The organism is Micromonospora sp. NPDC050397, from assembly GCF_044901685.1.
Classification (GTDB): Bacteria; Actinomycetota; Actinomycetes; order Mycobacteriales; family Micromonosporaceae; genus Micromonospora_G.
Genome location: NZ_JBJDPS010000001.1, coordinates 437501 through 454142 on the forward strand (window position 1 = coordinate 437501; position 16642 = coordinate 454142).

General features: G+C 72.5%; 16 protein-coding genes and 1 pseudogene. 6 read left to right on the forward strand and 11 right to left on the reverse strand.

What is annotated here, in order from left to right:
• Positions 1–5: 5 nt before the first annotated feature.
• Complete coding sequence (locus ACI2K4_RS01685; protein ID WP_404507944.1) at positions 6–2300, reverse strand: LLM class flavin-dependent oxidoreductase; 2295 nt, start codon at positions 2298–2300, stop codon at positions 6–8.
• Positions 2301–2526: 226 nt separating this feature from the next.
• Between ACI2K4_RS01685 and ACI2K4_RS01690 the strand changes: the two genes are divergently transcribed.
• Entirely contained in the window at positions 2527–3222 is a 696-nt protein-coding gene (locus ACI2K4_RS01690) for a RibD family protein (protein ID WP_404507945.1), read from the forward strand.
• Positions 3219–3674, forward strand: coding sequence for a dCMP deaminase (locus ACI2K4_RS01695; RefSeq protein WP_404507946.1), 456 nt, complete (start codon positions 3219–3221; stop codon positions 3672–3674). Before ACI2K4_RS01690 ends, ACI2K4_RS01695 begins: the two co-directional genes overlap by 4 nt.
• Positions 3675–3751: 77 nt before the next feature.
• Here ACI2K4_RS01695 and ribA read toward each other — a convergent pair whose 3' ends face one another.
• The 6 genes from ribA to ACI2K4_RS01725 all read right to left on the reverse strand — a co-directional run bounded on the left by ribA (position 3752) and on the right by ACI2K4_RS01725 (position 8884).
• Complete coding sequence (gene ribA / locus ACI2K4_RS01700; protein ID WP_404507947.1) at positions 3752–4405, reverse strand: GTP cyclohydrolase II; 654 nt, start codon at positions 4403–4405, stop codon at positions 3752–3754.
• A 114-nt stretch (positions 4406–4519) separates the two neighbouring features.
• On the reverse strand, positions 4520–5458 hold the full coding sequence (locus tag ACI2K4_RS01705) for a YbhN family protein (RefSeq protein WP_404507948.1): 939 nt from the start codon (positions 5456–5458) through the stop codon (positions 4520–4522).
• Between the two features lie 116 nt (positions 5459–5574).
• On the reverse strand, positions 5575–6402 hold the full coding sequence (locus ACI2K4_RS01710) for a class I SAM-dependent methyltransferase (RefSeq protein WP_404507949.1): 828 nt from the start codon (positions 6400–6402) through the stop codon (positions 5575–5577).
• Positions 6399–7469, reverse strand: coding sequence for a glycosyltransferase family 4 protein (locus tag ACI2K4_RS01715; protein ID WP_404507951.1), 1071 nt, complete (start codon positions 7467–7469; stop codon positions 6399–6401). The genes ACI2K4_RS01710 and ACI2K4_RS01715 overlap by 4 nt, the downstream gene beginning before the upstream one ends.
• Positions 7470–7500: 31 nt before the next feature.
• Positions 7501–7899, reverse strand: a complete 399-nt coding sequence (locus tag ACI2K4_RS01720; RefSeq protein ID WP_404507952.1) for a 6-pyruvoyl trahydropterin synthase family protein — start codon at positions 7897–7899, stop codon at positions 7501–7503.
• A 4-nt stretch (positions 7900–7903) separates the two neighbouring features.
• Positions 7904–8884 carry a zinc-binding alcohol dehydrogenase gene (locus tag ACI2K4_RS01725; RefSeq protein WP_404507953.1) on the reverse strand — a complete coding sequence of 327 codons (981 nt, stop codon included), beginning with the start codon at positions 8882–8884 and terminating at the stop codon, positions 7904–7906.
• Positions 8885–8978: 94 nt separating this feature from the next.
• On the opposite strand from ACI2K4_RS01725, the pseudogene ACI2K4_RS01730 reads away from it, so the two are divergent.
• The 4 genes and pseudogenes from ACI2K4_RS01730 to ACI2K4_RS01745 form a co-directional block, all read left to right on the forward strand.
• Positions 8979–9674 (forward strand): annotated as a pseudogene (locus ACI2K4_RS01730) (CDP-alcohol phosphatidyltransferase family protein); the annotation flags it as partial.
• Between the two features lie 263 nt (positions 9675–9937).
• A complete protein-coding gene (locus tag ACI2K4_RS01735) occupies positions 9938–10615 on the forward strand; it encodes an HAD family hydrolase (protein ID WP_404507954.1) in 678 nt (225 codons plus the stop codon).
• 72 nt (positions 10616–10687) lie between these two features.
• Entirely contained in the window at positions 10688–12445 is a 1758-nt protein-coding gene (locus tag ACI2K4_RS01740) for a sulfatase (RefSeq protein WP_404507955.1), read from the forward strand.
• 122 nt (positions 12446–12567) lie between these two features.
• Positions 12568–13632, forward strand: a complete 1065-nt coding sequence (locus tag ACI2K4_RS01745; protein ID WP_404507956.1) for an anti-sigma factor RsbA family regulatory protein — start codon at positions 12568–12570, stop codon at positions 13630–13632.
• Between the two features lie 19 nt (positions 13633–13651).
• Here ACI2K4_RS01745 and ACI2K4_RS01750 read toward each other — a convergent pair whose 3' ends face one another.
• From ACI2K4_RS01750 to ACI2K4_RS01765, 4 genes are all read right to left on the reverse strand, one after another.
• Positions 13652–14125: a hypothetical protein gene (locus tag ACI2K4_RS01750; RefSeq protein WP_404507957.1), complete on the reverse strand. Its 474-nt coding sequence runs from the start codon at positions 14123–14125 to the stop codon at positions 13652–13654.
• Positions 14126–14331: 206 nt separating this feature from the next.
• A complete protein-coding gene (locus ACI2K4_RS01755) occupies positions 14332–15588 on the reverse strand; it encodes a glutamate-cysteine ligase family protein (protein ID WP_404507958.1) in 1257 nt (418 codons plus the stop codon).
• 216 nt (positions 15589–15804) lie between these two features.
• Positions 15805–16320 carry a hypothetical protein gene (locus tag ACI2K4_RS01760; RefSeq protein WP_404507959.1) on the reverse strand — a complete coding sequence of 172 codons (516 nt, stop codon included), beginning with the start codon at positions 16318–16320 and terminating at the stop codon, positions 15805–15807.
• A 94-nt stretch (positions 16321–16414) separates the two neighbouring features.
• Complete coding sequence (locus ACI2K4_RS01765; protein WP_396813173.1) at positions 16415–16537, reverse strand: ribosomal protein bL36; 123 nt, start codon at positions 16535–16537, stop codon at positions 16415–16417.
• Positions 16538–16642 lie beyond the last annotated feature (105 nt).

Sequence of the window (16642 nt, forward strand, 5' to 3'; positions counted from 1 at the left end):
GCGGATCACGGCGAGACCCGGACACCGGCGAGACCGGCCGGCGGGACGGGGAAGTTGCGGTTGAACACGTTGTCCGGGTCGTAGCTGGCCTTCACCGCGCGGAGCCGGCCCAGGGTCGGTTCGGGAAAGGCGTCGAGCAGCCGTCGCGGGCTGGTGTCGCTCTCGAAGCTGAGATACATCCCGTCCAGGTGCTGGTAGAGGTCGGCCCAGAGCTGGTCGAGTCGGGCCCGGCGGTCCGGGACCGTGGCGGCGAGCACCGAGAAGTTCTGCGTGCGGTGCGGGTACGCGGTCGAGTCCCGGGCGACGTCGTTGACCGCACCGCCGACCGAGCGGAACTGGACCACCGTCACGTCCCCGGAACGGATCATCACCTGGATCGACTCCGCCGCCTCCGGGGTGACGTGCGGCAGCAGCCCACTGCGTACGTCGTCCAGCCCCTGCCCGTGGTGCGGGCTGTGGGACGGGGCGACGATCGCCGGGTACGGCACCAACCGCGCCTGCTGGTCCAGGACCGGACCGATCTCCAGGAACGGGGTGAGCGCCGTCTGGGCCGCGTCCACGTCGTCACCGGCGTAGACCAGGGTCACCCGGGCCATCGGCGGCTGCTGGCGCCGCCCGGGGAAGAGCATGAGGAAGCTGGTGACCTCGCGCGGCGCGTCCTCGACCAGCTTGCCCCAGTTGGTCAGCAGCTCGGCGGTCTCGCTGGCGTCGACCAGGAGCTGGGCGTACGCGACGTCACCGACCTCGTACGCCTCGAGTTCCAGCGCGGTGACCACGCCGAAGTTGCCGCCGGCACCCCGGACCGCCCAGAATAGGTCGGGGTGGTGCTCCTGGTCCACCCGCAGCAGGGTGCCGTCCGCGAGCACGATCTCGGCCGCCACGACGTGGTCGATCGTCAGCCCGAACCTGCGGACCAGGTAGCCGATGCCGGCGGTGGTGGCGAGTCCGCCGACGCCCACGTCGCCGTAGTCGCCGGAGCTCATCGCCAACCCGTGCGGGGCGAGGCTGCGCGCGACGTCACCCCAGCGGGCACCGGGTTCGAGGCGGATCCGTCGGGTCGCCCGGTCGAGCACCTCGACCTGGTCCATCCTGGACAGGTCGATCACGATGCCGCCGTCGTTGGTCGACCGCCCGCTGATGCCGTGGCCCCCGCTGCGCACCGAGAGCGGTACGTCCTGGGTCCGGGCGTACGTCACCGCCTCGGCCACCTCGGCGGCGTTGCCGGGCCGGAGCACCATGGCCGGCGACCCCTGGCGGCTGTAGCTGTGCCGGACCCGGTCGTACTCCGGGTCAGCCGGTTCGACCGCCGTCGCGGCGAGCGACGGTGGCACCGCGTCGTAGTCCACACCGGCTGCCCGGTGGGCCAGCGTCACCGACGGCCGGGTCGGCGCGGCGGCGCTCGCCGCCGTGCCGCGTTCGCGGGCCACGGCCTCGCGCAGCGCGGGCGCCACCTCCTGGCCAAAGGTCTGGATCAGGCGGGCGTCGTCGCGGCCGACGATGAACGCGCTGAATCCCTCCTCCGTCACCAGTGGGAGCAGTTGCTCGACCCACTGCCGTGGCGGCCCCTGGAGGAAGCCCCGGCCGGTCGCGGAGAAGTCGATCTGGAAGAGGTTGAGCAGCCGGCGGATCTGTCGCGGGTCCCGTCCGGCCTCGGTGGCCGCGTCGTCGATCATCCGATTCGCGGTGACCCGGTCCGGTGACTTCAGGTACTCCAGGGTGGGCAGCCAACCGTCGGCCTTGGCCCCGGTCAGCGCCAACATCCGGGGCTTGTACGCGCCCAGCCAGACGCCGATGTCGTGGGCCGGTGCGGGTCCCCGGCGCATCCCCGGCACCGGATAGAGGCCGTCGCGGACCCGCAGCGGTCCCCGGGTGGAGGTGTCCCAGACGGCGCGCAGGATGTCGATCGCCTGACTCAACGCCGTGATGCTCTGCGCCGGGGCGAGCCTGCGCCCACCCATGCCCTCGATGCCGTCCCAGAACGCCCCGGCGCCGAGACCGAGTTCGAACCGCCCGTGCGAGAGCAGGTCGAGGCTGGCGGCGGCGCGGGCCAGCATCGCCGGTGGGCGCAGCGGCAGGTTGAGCACGTTCGCCGAGACCCGGATCCGTTCGGTCCGCGCGGCGACCCAGCTCAGCAGGGTCCAGGTGTCGAGGAACTCCGCGTTGTAGGGGTGGTCCTGGAAGGTCGCCAGGTCCAGTCCGGCGGACTCGGTCAGCTCGGCCAGCGCGACGACCCGGTCCGGGTCGCCGGCGGTCGGTGTGACGAAGGTGCCGAACAGGAGCTCGTGGCCGTAATCGGGCATCGCCCGTCTCTCCTCGCCTCGCGATCAGTGGTGCCACGGCAACTTTAGTTCGTCAATCTTCTGTCTGCCAACTCATCTTGTTAGCAACCTATTGTTCGTCGATCGGCCAGCCGAGCGAGGTCGTCGCCCGGACGCGACGGGCGTCACGCCGGGACGGGGCTGGGGTCCGGGGACCGGCGACGGGCAGATAATTCAACCGCGCCCACCGAGACAGGGAGTCGAGTCAGTGAGCGAGCGACCGTACGTCCTACTGAGCTGTGCCACCTCCATCGACGGCTACCTCGACGATGCCAGCGACCAGCGTCTGCTGCTCTCCAACGACGAGGACTTCGACCGGGTCGACGCGCTGCGGGCCGAGTGCGACGCGATCCTGGTCGGCGCGAACACCGTACGGCTGGACAACCCCCGCCTGCTGGTGCGCTCGCAACAGCGCCGGGACGCCCGGGTCGCCCGTGGCCTGCCGTCGTCACCGACGAAGGTCACCGTGGTCGGCAGCGGCGAACTCGACCCGGCCGCCCGGTTCTTCAGCACCGGGGACGACACCGAGAAGATCGTCTACTGCGCGAGCGCCGCCCTGGCGAAGACCCGGGACCGCCTCGGCGGGGTGGCCACGGTGGTCGACGGGGGCGAGCCGGTGGACCCCGGCCGGGCGCTGGACGACCTCGGTGCCCGGGGCGTACGTCGACTGATGGTCGAGGGTGGCGGGACCATGCACACCCAGTTCCTCACCGCCGGGCTCGCCGACGAGCTGCACCTGGTGGTCGCCCCGTTCTTCGTCGGCGACCGCCGGGCGCCCCGCTTCGTCAACGACGGCCGGTTCCCGTGGCACTCCGAACGCAGGGCCAGGGTCGCGGAGGTCCGACAGATCGGCGACGTCGTGCTGGTGCGCTACGCGCTCTCCGACCGGTGCGTGGCCGCGTGAGCGACGACGACCGGCACTGGCTCGAAACGGCGATCGAGCTGTCGTACAAGAGCCCACCGGTCAACGTCGCGTACGCGGTCGGCGCGGTGGTCGTCGGTGCCGACGGATCGCGGCTGGCCGACGGATTCTCGCGGGAGACCGACCCGTACGTCCACGCCGAGGAGTCGGCGCTGGCCAAACTGGCCGGCACCGACCTCTCCCGGGCCACGATCTACACCTCGATGGAACCGTGCAGCGCCCGCCGCTCCCGACCGAGGACCTGCACCCAGCTCATCCTGGCCGCCGGCATCCGACGGGTCGTGTTCGCCCTGCACGAGCCGCCCCTGCTGGCCGACTGCCACGGGGTGGAACTGCTCGAGGCGGCCGGCGTCGAGGTGGTCGAGTTGGCCGACCTCGCCGACGAGGTCCGGGCGGTCAACGGCCACCTGCTGCTCCCCGAACAGTCGCAGTGACGGCAGCGAACGCGGTGACGGCGGGAACGCGGTGACGGCGGGAACGCGGTGACGCTCTCCGGCGGCCCGCGCCGCGCTCAGCCGACGAACGGCAGCCCGGACGTACGCGCCGCCCGGCTCGCCTTCGCGGCCAGGTAGTCGGCGTTGGCCGGGGACAGGAAGACCCCGGTCGGTACGACCTCGGTCACCTCCACCCCGAGCGCCCCGAGCTGCTGCGCCTTTTCCGGGTTGTTGCTCAGCAGCGAGATCCGGTCCACCGCCAGGGTGGCCAGCATCTGGGCGGCGACGGTGTAGTCGCGTTCGTCCTCCCGGTGGCCGAGCGCCACGTTCGCCTCGAAGGTGTCCAGACCGGCGTCCTGGAGCGCGTACGCGTCCAGCTTGGCGTACAGGCCGATGCCCCGTCCCTCCTGCCGCAGGTAGAGCAGGAAGCCGCCGACGGCCGAGATCCGCTCGACCGCCTCACGTAGTTGCGGGCCACAGTCACACCGTTCGCTGCCGAAGACGTCCCCGGTCAGACACTCGCTGTGCGGCCGGACCAGCGGGGCGGCACCACCGGCCGCGGACCGGCGCAACGCGCCCGCCCAGTCGCCGAGCCCGAACGCGAGATGTTCCCGGGCGTCCACCAGCCCGTTGAAGGAGAACAGGCGCGTGGTCGTGGTGTATCCGTCGGGAAGACGGAGCGGCACCGTGACCTGGGTCCGGACGGTAGCGACAGGGAGTGCTTCGTACATGGGTCTCCTTTGTTGGACGGAGCCGGACCGGGCCGGGGGAGCGATCGGTCCCGGTCTCCCGGCGTGGAAACGCGGCACCGGCACCGGCGTCGACGCGACGGGGGCCGGTGACGCTCAGTTCACCGCGTGCTCCCGGGGCGCCGAGGGCACCCGGACGCGCCGCATCACCAGCACGGCGGCGCCGGGCAGGCTGGAGACGATCACCAGTGCCCCGTACACGATGCCGGTGGCGACGCCCTCGGCGGCGGTCAGGCCGGCGGCGCTGAACGCCCACGCGGCCACCCCCTCGCGTGGCCCGAAGCCGCCGATGTTCGCCGGCACCAGCATGGCCAGCAGGGCCAGCAGGGTCAGCGGCACCAGTTGCGACAGCGGTGCGGTGGAGCCGGCGGTGCGGGCCGCGACCAGGAACGTCGCCAGGTGGCCCGCGACCACCACCGCGGACGCCGCCGCCACTCCCAGCCACCTGCGCTGGGCCAGGAACCCGTCGCGCAGGTCGGCCTCGGCCGCCCGCAGCGTCCGCGCCAACCGTGACGGCCCGCGCCGGGGCAGGACCCGGGCCACCAGTACGGCGACGAGCGCGCCCGTCGCCACCAGCGCGACCGCCACCGGCAGGTGGGACTGGACCGGCGACGGGAGCGCGAGCAGCAGCACCAGCGCGATCACGGCCGTCACCACCTGCCCCGCGGTCCGTTCCCAGACCACGGCACGGATGCCGCGACCGACGTCACCGGCGTCCCGACCGTGGCGCACCGCACGGTGTACGTCACCGACCAGACCGCCGGGGAGCGTCGCGTTCAGGAACACCGCCCGGTAGCAGTGGGCCACGGCCGTGCTCAACGGCAACGAGACACCCAGCCCACCGGCGATCAGGCTCCACCGCCACGCGCAGCAGACCGTGGTCACCACGCCGATGCCGAGCGCCGCCGCGAGCGCCCAACCGTCGATCAGGCGCAGCCCGTCGAGGAACGGACCGCTGCCCAGCCACCAGAGCAGGACGGCGAGGATCGCGGCCCCGCCGAGCAGGCGTACCCAGGCCCAGTTCAGCCGTTTCATCGGGAGACCAGGGGGCGGTGCGGACGATTCCTGGGTCGGGTTACCGCTACCGTCCGCAACGTTCCTCCTTCGAAGGGCCTCTCAGGGGATATACACGTGTCAGGACGGCCGACAGTTCATTCACAGTTCGCGAGCAGATCGTTGTGCTCGACCACGACCCCGAGCCGACCCGATGCCGCCTCGGCCAGCCGCCGACCCGCGTACGCCGCCGCCGGGCCGGTCAGCTCCGGCTCCTGCTCGCACGCCGCGCCCACCCAGCCCTCGAACCACTCGGCGATCAGTTCGGCCCGGTCCGCGCCGAGCCGCCACGGACTGGACCGGACGCGTACGTCGATCCCGTGCCCGCCGAACGCCGTCACCGTGGCGTCCGCCGCGTCCGGCCCGAGCAGCCGCTGCCCGTCGACCGTACGGCGCTGGTGCGCGTTGAACGCCGCCTCGATCCGCGCGTCCAGTGGGTCCGGCGGGTCGAGCCGCACCCGGCCGATCACCGAGATGGTCAGCAGGGTGGGGCAACCGGCGCCCGCGCACGCCGCGACGAACCGTTCGACCTCGTCGGCGGTCAGCATGTCGAGCAGCGCCGAGGCGGTGACCAGACCGGCGCCGTCGAGGTCGTCGGCGGTCAGCCGGGTGATGTCGCGCTGTCGGGTCTCGACGGTCACCGGGGCCCCGTCGGCGGCGACCTCGGGCATCCCGGCGCGGGCCCGCCTCAGCAGCCCCGGATCCCGGTCGTACAGCACCCAGTGTTGCGGGCCGGGCAGCAGGGGAGCCAGCCACCGGCCCATCGAGCCGGTTCCGGTCCCCAGGTCGTGCACCACCGTACGTTCGCCGTCGGCCAGCCGACGACGTACCGGCTCCAGCAGCTCGACCGCGCGGGCCGCCGCGTCGGCCGGCTCCCGCAACCCGAGCCAGGCCGCGAAGGCGTCGGTCTCCTGCGTCATCGTCATGTCGACCTCCCGGATACCGAGGGCGCGCGGTCCAACACGTCCGCCACCCGTTTCACCGTCTTCTCCCAGCCGGTCAGCGTCGTCCGCCGGTCCCGGGCCGACCGGCGCAGTCGTCGGCGCAGGTCGCCGTCGCCGAGCCAGCGCCGCAGCGCGCCGGCCAGCGCGGGCGGGTCACCCGGGGGGACCAGCAGACCGGGCAGGCTGCCGTCGGGCGCCCGGCCGAGCGCCTCGGGCAGCCCCTGCGCCGACGTCGCCAGCACCGGGATCCCGCGCGCCAGCGCCTCGGTGACCACCATCCCGTACGTCTCCCCGTGTGACGGCAGCACCAGCAGGTCGGCGCGGGCGTACGCCGCGTCGAGCGCGTCACCTGTACGCGGACCGGCGAGACGCACCCGGTCGGCGATCCCGTCCCCGCTCATCTGGCGACGCAGTCCCGCCACGAACCCGGGGTCGCGGGTCAGCGCACCGACGCAGACACAGTCCCAGGTCAGTTCCGTCAGTGTCGCCAGGGCGGCGGCCAGCACGTCGTGTCCCTTGTGCGGGGTCACGGCCGCGACGCAGAGCAGCTCCGACCCGGCCGCCGACCCGGCCGCCACCGGGGCCGGCTCCACCCCGGGCAGGGCGACGTGGAGCCGGTCGGCCGGCAGCGCGTACAGGTCGCGCAGCCGCCGCCGGGTCCATTCGCTGGTGGTGACGACGGCGGTGGCGGCGGCCAGGGCCGTGCCCTCGGCGGCACGCTGGTCCGCCGACTCGTCGCCCAACGGCATGTGCACCAGCACCACCAGCCGCAGGCGCTCGGCCTGCGGCACCAGCACCTCCGGTACGGCCGACGCGACCAGACCGTCGACCAGCACGACCGCCCCGTCGGGTACGCCCGCGAGGACCCGGTCCAGGCCGGCGCGTTCGGTGGCGTCGGGCCGGGGCCAGGCACCGGGCACCGGATGCTCCCGCACCGACCACCCCGAGCCGGCCAACCCGCGCAGGACGCGCCGGTCGTAGCTGTTGCCGCCGCTGGGGGTGGCCGGGTCGTCGATGTCGTTCGGGAGCACGACGTGCAGCACGCTCACCGCGTCGTCGTCCGTCCGGTGCCCGGTCTGGTCACAGGGTTCGCTCGTAGCTCGCCCAGGCGATGTGCGACTCGTGCAGGGTGACGCTGATCCCGGCCAGGCCGCGCGCACCCTCGCCGAGCGCACCGGCGTGCACCCGGTCGGCCAGGCGGTCGGCGATCACCTGGGCGAGCGCCTCGGTGGAGGTGTTGATGCCGGCGAACGCGGCCTCGTCGTCGAGGTTGCGGTAGTTGAACTCGGCCAGGATGCCGTTCAACTGCTGCGAGGCGAGCCCGATGTCGACCACGATGTTGTCGTCGTCGAGCGCGGCCCGCTTGAAGGTGGCGTCGACGACAAACGTCGCTCCGTGCAGCCGTTGCGCGGGGCCGAAGACCTCACCCCGGAAACTGTGGGCGATCATTATGTGGTCACGTACGGTGATGCTGAACAAGGTGTCACTTCTTCCCATAGGTAACGAGATGGCACAGTGCGGGCAGGGTGCCTGCGGCCAGTCTGTCAAGTACGTCCGGTAGCTCCTCGAACCGGGAACCACCCGTGATCAACGCGTCGAACGCGGGCTCCCGCAACAGGTCCAGGGCGAGCGCCAGCCGGTCGGCGTAAGTTCGGCTCGACTGGCGGGCCGGCGAGACGGTGCCGACCTGGCTGCTGCGGATGCTCAACCGGCGGGAGTGGAACGCCCCGCCCAGGGAGAGGTTCACCACCCGGTCGCCGTACCAGCTCAGGTCGACGACGGTGCCCTCCGGGCGGAGCAGTTCCAGTGAACGTTGCAGGCCGGCGGAGGACGCGCTCGCGTGCACCACCAGGTCCCGTTCGGTTTCGGCCTCGGCCGGCGACGCGAACTCGACGCCCAGCGCCGAGGCCACGCCCGCGCGGTCCAGGTCGGCGTCGACCAACTGGAGCCGGACCCCGGGGAACCGGGCCAGCAACGCCGCGACGCTCGCCCCGACCATGCCCGCGCCGACCACGGTGATCCGGTCACCGATCAGCGGTGCCGCGTCCCAGAGCGCGTTCACCGCGGTCTCCACGGTGCCGGCCAGGACGGCCCGCTCGGGCGGTACGCCGTCCGGCACCACGGTCACGGCGCTGGCCGGCACGACGTAGGAGGTCTGGTGTGGGTAGAGGCAGAAGACGGTACGCCCGAGCAGTTCCGCCGGACCCCGCTCGACCAGACCGACGTTGAGGTAGCCGTACTTCACCGGGGCGGGGAAGTCGCCCTCCTGGAACGGGGCGCGCATCACGGCGTACTGGTCGGCCGGCACACCGCCCCGGAACACCAGGGTCTCGGTGCCCCGGCTGACGCCGGAGAAGAGGGTCCGGACCAGCACCTCGTCGGGTCCCGGACCGGCGAACGTGGTCGTCCGGATCTCGCCCACACCGGGCGAGCGCAACCAGAAGGCGCGGGCCTCGTACGTCACCTGCTCCCCCTCGTTTGAAGATCCATCGAACTGAACGGCCGCATATTACGTGTTTCCTCATCAAGGTCGTACACACGATAGACACGGAGGCAGGGTGCGCACGGTTCAAAGCGGTCCGGTGATCGGACTGATCGTCCAGGTTCTCCTGCTGGCGGCCCTTGCCGCGACGGTCGGGCTCAGCCCGGCCGGGTGGCTGGCGGGAATCGCGTACGGGGTCGCGCTCTGCGTCCTGCTCCTGCGGGGGTTGAGTCGGTCGGCGGCGACCCGTCTGGGTCCGGCCGACCGGGTGACGCTGACCCGGGCGACCCTCGTCGGGGGAGTGATCGGGCTGGTGGTGGACTCGTTCACCCGACCGACGCCGGTCGCCCTGCTGGTCACACTCACCGTGGTGGCGCTGGCGCTCGACGCGGTCGACGGCAAGGTGGCCCGGCGTACGGGCACCAGCAGCGCGCTCGGCGCGCGTTTCGACATGGAGGTCGACGCGGTACTCCTGCTCGCCCTCAGCGTCTACGTCGTACCGTCGGCGGGTGTCTGGGCACTCGCCATCGGCGGGATGCGGTACGCCTTCGTGTTGGCGATCTGGACCCTGCCCTGGATGCGCGGGACGCTGCCGCCGCGTTACTGGCGCAAGGTGGTCGCCGCGACCCAGGGGGTGACCCTGGTGGTGGCGGCGACGGGACTGCTGCCCCGACCACTGGTCACCGTCGCGCTGGCGTTCGCGCTGGCCCTGCTCGTCGAGTCGTTCGGCCGCGACGTCATCTGGCTGTGGCGACACCGCCCGCTCCGGCCCGGTCACCGTCGACCGGTGGTCGTCCCGACGCGGATCGCCGTGGAGAACGCCGTACGTGCCGGGCACCCGTCGACCACGGTGCCGGGTGTCGTCGTCACCCGTACCACCACGCTCCCCGGACCGGTACGTCCGGTGGTCGCGCCGCGCCGACACGGCGACCCGGCCCGGCCACGACCCACCGGGTACGCCCGATGAACGGGCGAACCATCGACACGATGCATGCTGTCCACGCAGTTTCCGCACCGGACCGAGGAGATGGCGACGTGAGTCAGTTCGAGGCTGTCCTGTTCGACGCGGGTGACACGCTGATCCGACTCTCCGGCAGCGGCGAGACGCTGCTGCACCAGGCTGCCGCCACGCTCGGCGTCGAGCCGCCCGACCCGGACGAGGTCGGTCGGGTCTGGCGGCGGGTGCTGGACCGCAGCAGCACGGCGGAGGAGATGGCCAAGGGACGGGACCTGTCCAGCGCCCGGCACCGCGAGGTGTGGACCGCGCTGTACGACGCGGCCGGGTGCGAGCAGCTCGCCGAGGGGCTCAGCGAGCAGTTGTACGCGCTCACCGTGAGCGCCGACTCGTGGGAGGCGTTCCCGGACAGCCGGCCGACCCTGGAGGCCCTGCGGTCCCGGGGGCTGCGGATCGGGATCGTCAGCGACACCGGCTTCGACCTGCGTCCCGCGATGGACCAGCTCGGTCTCTCCCCGTACTTCGACACCGTCGTGATGTCGTTCGAGTACGGCGCCTGCAAGCCGGCGACCAAGATGTTCCTCACCGCCTGCGACCAGCTCGGGGTGCGCCCGGAGCGGACCCTCATGGTCGGCGACAACCCGCTCACCGACTCCGGTGCGGTGGCCGCCGGAATGTGTGTGTTCCTGCTGCCGCGTCCCGCCGCGACCGGACCGCGCGGGCTCGGCCACGTGCTCTCGCTGACCGGCGCCGGATAGTCGCCGCCCCGACGACCGCGAGCGGCGCGCGCGACCAACCCTGTCCGGCCCCAGAGTATCGAGGTGTTTGGCTTGTCGTTCTTCACGCAGCTCCGGCGCCGGCCGACGGAGGCACCGGCGGCCGACGGGCCGGCGGACCCGGCGGCCGACGACCAACCGGGGACACCGCCGGTCACTGCCGTGGGCGACACCCCCGGTGACGACAACCGGGTACGCGGCCGGTGGCGCCCGGTCCTGGCCCGGGTGACCACCGTGCTCGCCGCCCTGCTCGTGCTCTTCGCCCTGGTCGCACCGGACCGGATCAGCCGGTTCACACCAGGTGCCTTCGCGCGTATCCCGGTCGAGGGGCTGCTCGGCGTCGTGCTGGTGCTGGTCCTCCCGGCCCGGGCACGCCGGATCGTGGCGATCGCCGTCGGCGCCGTGCTCGGCCTGCTGACCGTGGTGAAGCTGCTGGACATGGGCTTTCTCAACGTCTTGGACCGGCCGTTCGACCTGGTGCTCGACTGGGTCCTGTTCGACGACGCCTACAGCGTGCTCACCGACTCGGTCGGCCGGACCGGCGCGATCGGTGCGGCGGTGGTGCTGGTGCTGCTCGTCGTCGCCGTACTCGTCCTGATGGCGCTCTCGGTCCTGCGCCTGGCCGGGGTGGTGGCCCGGCACCGGACCATCTCGACCCGCGCCGTGCTGGTGCTCGGTGCCGTCTGGGCGGTCTGTGCGGTCTTCGGCGCGCAGCTCGCGCCGGGCCTGCCGGTCGCCGCCAGGAGCGCGGCCAACCTCGCCTACGACCGTACCGTCGAGGTGCGCACGGGCCTGCGGGACCAGGAGAACTTCGCGGCGGAGGCCGCCGTCGACGCCTTCCGGGACACCCCGGGCGACCGGTTGCTCACCGCGCTGCGCGGCAAGGACGTCATCCTGTCGTTCGTCGAGAGTTACGGGCGCTCGGCGGTCGACGACCCGGCGATCGCCCCCGGCGTGGGTGCGGTGCTCGACCAGGGCAACCGCCGGTTGGCGGCGGCCGGGTTCGCCTCCCGTAGCGCCTTCCTCACCTCGCCGACGGCGGGCGGCGGGAGCTGGCTCGCCCACGGTACGTTCCTGTCCGGGCTGTGGATCAACAACCAGCAGCGCTACGACAACCTGCTGGCCAGTGACCGGCTGACCCTGAACACCTCCTTCCGGCGGGCCGGCTGGCGTACGGTGGCCGTCATGCCGGCGCTCACCGAGCCGTGGCCGGAGGGGGCGTTCTACGCCAACGAGCGGATCTACGGCGTGGACGACCTGGGATATCACGGCCCGAGGTTCAGCTTCGCGCCAATGCCCGACCAGTACACCCTGTCCGCCTTCGAACGCCTCGAACGGGGCAAGCCGGACCGCCCGCCACTGATGGCCGAGATCCCGCTGGTGTCGAGTCACGGGCCCTGGGCGCCGCTGCCCCGGATGGTCGGCTGGGACGAACTCGGTGACGGCTCGGTCTTCGACCGCATCGCCGATGAGGGTGAGTCGCCGGACGACGTCTGGCGTGACCCGTCCCGGGTACGCACCGAGTACGGCCGTTCGATCCAGTACTCGCTGGAGAGCCTGATCTCCTACGTCGAGCGGTACGGCGACGACAACCTCGTGCTGGTCTTCCTCGGTGACCACCAGCCCGCGCCGATCGTCACCGGCGAGGGTGCCAGCCGGGACGTGCCGATCACCATCGTGACCCGTGACCGGGCCGTGCTGGACCGGATCGCCGGTTGGGGTTGGCAGGAGGGTCTCAAGCCCGGAGGGCCGGCGCCGGTCTGGCCGATGAACGCCTTCCGCGACCGTTTCCTCACCGCCTTCGGCCCGTAGTGCGGGGTCAGAGCGTTGCGGGCACCCACTACCGGCCACCCGTCTGACATGATCAAGCCGGTGGTCCCCGGACCGGACGATCGGATCGTGCGGACCGGTCGGGTGCGAGTGGGGCGGGCAGAATGAGGACGGGTGCGGCGGCGGGTCATCGCGGATACCTCCACGAGGCCGTCTACTACGACTCGGACGAGGAACTCCTCGCGGTCGTGGTGCCGTTCCTGCTCGGCGGCGTGGCGGCCGGCGAGCCGACGCTGGTGGCGCTGGGGGAGCGCAACGCCGCCCTGGTCCGGCGACACCTGCCCGACCGGACGGCGGTCACCTACCTCGCCGGGGACGGCGTCTACGCCAGACCGGCGGCGGCGATCAGGTCCTACCGGCGGCTGCTCGCCGACCACGTGCGGGCCGGCGCCGGGCAGATCCGGATCATCGGTGAGGTGCCACCGGCGGCGCTCGGGGCGACCTGGGACTGGTGGGCCCGGTACGAGTCGGCGATTAACCACGCGTACGACGACTTCCCGCTCTGGAGCATGTGCGCGTACGACCGGCGGGTCACCCCGGCGCCGGTGCTCCGGGACGTCGCGCGTACCCATCCCCGGGTGGCGACGCCGGACGGCAACCACCCGACCAGCGCGGAGTACGTCGACCCGGCGACCTTCCTCGGTGAGTTCCGGCCGGTGCCGGCGGACCCGGTCCAGCGTGGCACACCGGTGGTCGAACTGACCGACCCGACGCCGGCACAGGCCCGGCACGCGGTGCGGTACGCCGATCGTGGCGTGCTGCCGCGCGAGGAGGTCGACGACCTCTCGGTGGCGGTGAGCGAGACGGTCACCAACGCACTGCGGTACGGCCGTCCCCCGGTCCGGGTACGGTTCTGGGCCGGCGTCGACCGGATCGTCGTCACCGTGAGCGACGGGGGGAGCGGGCCGCAGGACCCGTACGCGGGACTGCTCCCGACCGCGGAGGCCGCCCGGGGCGGGCGTGGCCTGTGGCTCGTCCACCAACTCTGCAACCACGTCGTCTTCGAGCGCGGGGAGGGCTTCACCATCCGCCTCACCGTCGGCAATCCCGATCCGGTCGAGCCCACGGCCGGCGGTCCCGGTCCGGTCGAGGTCACCGTCGGCGATGCCGGTCCGGTCGAGCCGGACCCGGAGCCGGCCGCGCCGACGCCGTCGGGGACCCCTTCCTGACCCGTCCACCCCGCTCCGGTCAGCCGGGCGTCCGGCCCGGCCGCGCCTTCCTCGGCGGGATGTCACCGACAAACGGACGGCTCTGGGACCAGGGGTTTCTCGCCCGGTCCCGGAGCGGGTCGGGTTGTGGCCGCCGGGGGGCGACGCCGTCGCGGTGCGCACTGTTGCCACTGCCGCTCGGGTAGGAGCCGAGGGCCGTACCCCAAGCCCCGGTCGACCCACCGCCGCCGCTGCCGCAGCGCTCGTCGCCCAGACTCAGCGGCGCACCGGGTATCCCGGTGATCGTCAGACAGGGTGCGGCGTCGGCGGTCGGCGGCGACGTCGCCCCGGTCGTCGGTCTCGGCCCGGAGCCGCCGGCGTCGGCGGCGCCGACTGTGGACGGTGCGGACCAGGGAAAGACCGGGTACGACACGAGCGCCAGCAGACCGAGGCGAATCGCGAGGACGGACAGGCCCGTTCGCCGTTGTCGGGCTCCCTGCGGCGGTCTGGTCATCCCGGCCTCCGGCGAAAGATCTGCTCGATTCCAGGAGGCGTGCCGCCGCGTCGCGGACCTGCGCCGAGCCCGCCCGGTCCGTTCGCCGGTGAGTTGCGGTGGGTACGGGACCGGGCCGGTTGGAACATCGACCTGCTGCGCAGCATACGCCGTTATTTCAACAGCAATCAATCGTTAGGTGCTTGATAAGGGACAAAAGTCATGGCTCAGCCGGCGCTGATCGCGGGACGGCGACCGTACCGGCGCAGCGCGGCGGGCGCCCGGTCGTCGGCCGGGCACCGGCCGGGAAGCACGTACCGCTCGACGAAGTCGACGACCGAGGCGTGGACGTGCGGCGGGGTGTCGATCCGGGGCAGCGCGTCGACGGCGGCGGTGAAACAGGTGACCGCGGCGGTGTGCAGGCCCGGATTTGCCAGACCCTCGCGAGCGGAGGTCAGCCAGCCCCGGTGCGGGCGCAGTTGCCCGAGATGCGCGGTCGCCTCGGTGGCGGCCCGTGCGGCGGCGGGATCGTCCATCAGGGCCGTCACCACGGCGGCCGGCACCACCCAACCGTCACCCGGTTGCTGGTCGATCATGCGGAACTCCAGGTAACCGCGTGGCCGCACGGGCGGCACCAGCGTGCCGAGGTGACGTTCCAGGTCGTCCAGGGTGACCGGGCGGGGGCCGTGCCCACGCAGCCAGTTACGCATGGTCAGGCCCGCCGGGGCGAGCCACGGCAGGTGCGGCGCCCCGGCGACCATGGCGACCTTCGCGTCCAACGCGTACCGCGCCCACTCGGCCCGGGGCTCGACGCCGGCACGTGGAGCGCGGGTACGACTCGCGTCCGTGCCGAACCGCAGCGCCTGCCGGTACGAGACCCACCGGGTGCCGGACCGGGTGACGTGCGGCGAGTTGGCGAAGGCGGCGAGCAGCACCGGTCCGATCGCGTTCGCCAGTCGCCAGCGGCGGTGGTAGGCGGTCGGTTCGTTCGACTCGTCCCCGGCGTCGACGCACACCTGCACCGAGGCGGTGTTGCACATGACCGTACGGCCACGATTGCCCGAGCGGTCGTGATGGGCGGCCAGCGCCAGGTAACGCGGATGATCGGTGATCAGTCGTGCGGGCCGGTCCTCGTCCAGGCCGGTGGTGTCGAGGTGGAGACCGGCCGTGGCGAGTGCCGTACGCACCAACGCCAGGTCACCGGTGACCGCCCCGACGCAGTCGCGCAGGTCGGTGCCGACCGAGGAGGAGAGTTCGAGCTGGCCACCGGGCTCGATGCTGATCCGACCGCCGCCCGGTAGCGGGTCACCCAGCCCGTCGAGCGCGGCACGCAGCCGGTCGATCGAGGGGCGGTCGAGCGGATCGGCGGGGTCCCGCAGGATGTACTCGAGTTCCACACCGAGCCGGCCGACGGGACCGACCCGAAAGCCGGCGGCGGCGACGTAGGCGGTGGCTGTCGCCTCGGTGAGGGCCGCAGCGTCCACGATGGACTCCGTTTTGGGTACGGGATCCCGGTGTCCGGCGGCACCCGACCGCTTGGGACACGAAGGTTCGGTGGTGAGTGTGGGATGGCTCCCGCCGACCCGGATGCCCAGTGGCTGGAGGTGATCTCCATTAGCGGGCTGGCCGGTCGAGGTGTCCAGGTCGCATCGCGTCAACGACGTGTGAACAGTCGATGGAGCCGGGTGAACAACCGGTCGCTATCCCCCGGTCGCCCGCTCCAACCGGCGCAGGGTCGCCATCGCGGCGATGCTGTAGGCGACGTACGGGAACGCGTCCTCGAACCAGTCCTGCGCTTGCCAACGCCTCGGGTTCGTCGCGCCCAGCGCGGCCATCGGACCGTCCGCGATGATCAGCGCCCCGACACCCACCAGGACGCCGGCCACCGGCGTGGGAGGGCGCCGACGACCGGTGAGCGCCACGAAGAGCGTCACCGCCAGCACCCCGTTGGCGAAGCCCAGCAGCGGCCCGAGACCCGCGCGCCGGTTCGCGGCCGGTTCCGCCGGGCCGAGGCTGACGTCGGCCAGGTCGGCGAGCCGACCCACCGTACGTTGGTGGGTTTCGCTCATCGGGCGCCCGCGAATCGCCACGTCCAGACTGCTGACCAGTTCACGGGCGAGGGTGGCCACCGCGCCGGCCACGATCCCGTTCGCCAGTCGACTGCGTGGGCTGGGTCTCCTCGTGCGGTGGAACGGCTCCCGGGGACGACGCGCCATGTTCCCCCCGTTCCGCTCGTCCTCGCCGGGAGCCGTCAACCTCGGCGCAGGAACGTCGACTACCCGTCCTGCGCCGGAGCATTCCGTCGGGGCGTCAGCCCTGGCGGGACTTCCACTGCGGGTTGCTGCGGTTGACCACGAGCACCTTGCCGTGGCGACGCACGACGACCGAACCCGGCCGCTGCTTCAGGGCCCGTAGCGAGCTGCGCACCTTCATGACTGCCTCCCGGCTTCACGTATGGCTTCTCTGCCTCGATGCCTTTTCGGCCTTCCGGGATCGTCAACGTTGCCGCCGCCGTCGGGATTCCCCGGTCCGCCCGGG

Coding starts and splice junctions, on each gene's coding strand:
- ACI2K4_RS01685 (WP_404507944.1), bottom strand. CDS start 2,300: ATGCCCGATTACGGCCACGAGCTCCTGTTCGGCACCTTCGTCACACCG.
- ribA (WP_404507947.1), bottom strand. CDS start 4,405: ATGTACGAAGCACTCCCTGTCGCTACCGTCCGGACCCAGGTCACGGTG.
- ACI2K4_RS01705 (WP_404507948.1), bottom strand. CDS start 5,458: ATGAAACGGCTGAACTGGGCCTGGGTACGCCTGCTCGGCGGGGCCGCG.
- ACI2K4_RS01710 (WP_404507949.1), bottom strand. CDS start 6,402: ATGACGATGACGCAGGAGACCGACGCCTTCGCGGCCTGGCTCGGGTTG.
- ACI2K4_RS01745 (WP_404507956.1), top strand. CDS start 12,568: ATGAGGACGGGTGCGGCGGCGGGTCATCGCGGATACCTCCACGAGGCC.
- ACI2K4_RS01750 (WP_404507957.1), bottom strand. CDS start 14,125: ATGACCAGACCGCCGCAGGGAGCCCGACAACGGCGAACGGGCCTGTCC.
- ACI2K4_RS01760 (WP_404507959.1), bottom strand. CDS start 16,320: ATGGCGCGTCGTCCCCGGGAGCCGTTCCACCGCACGAGGAGACCCAGC.
- ACI2K4_RS01765 (WP_396813173.1), bottom strand. CDS start 16,537: ATGAAGGTGCGCAGCTCGCTACGGGCCCTGAAGCAGCGGCCGGGTTCG.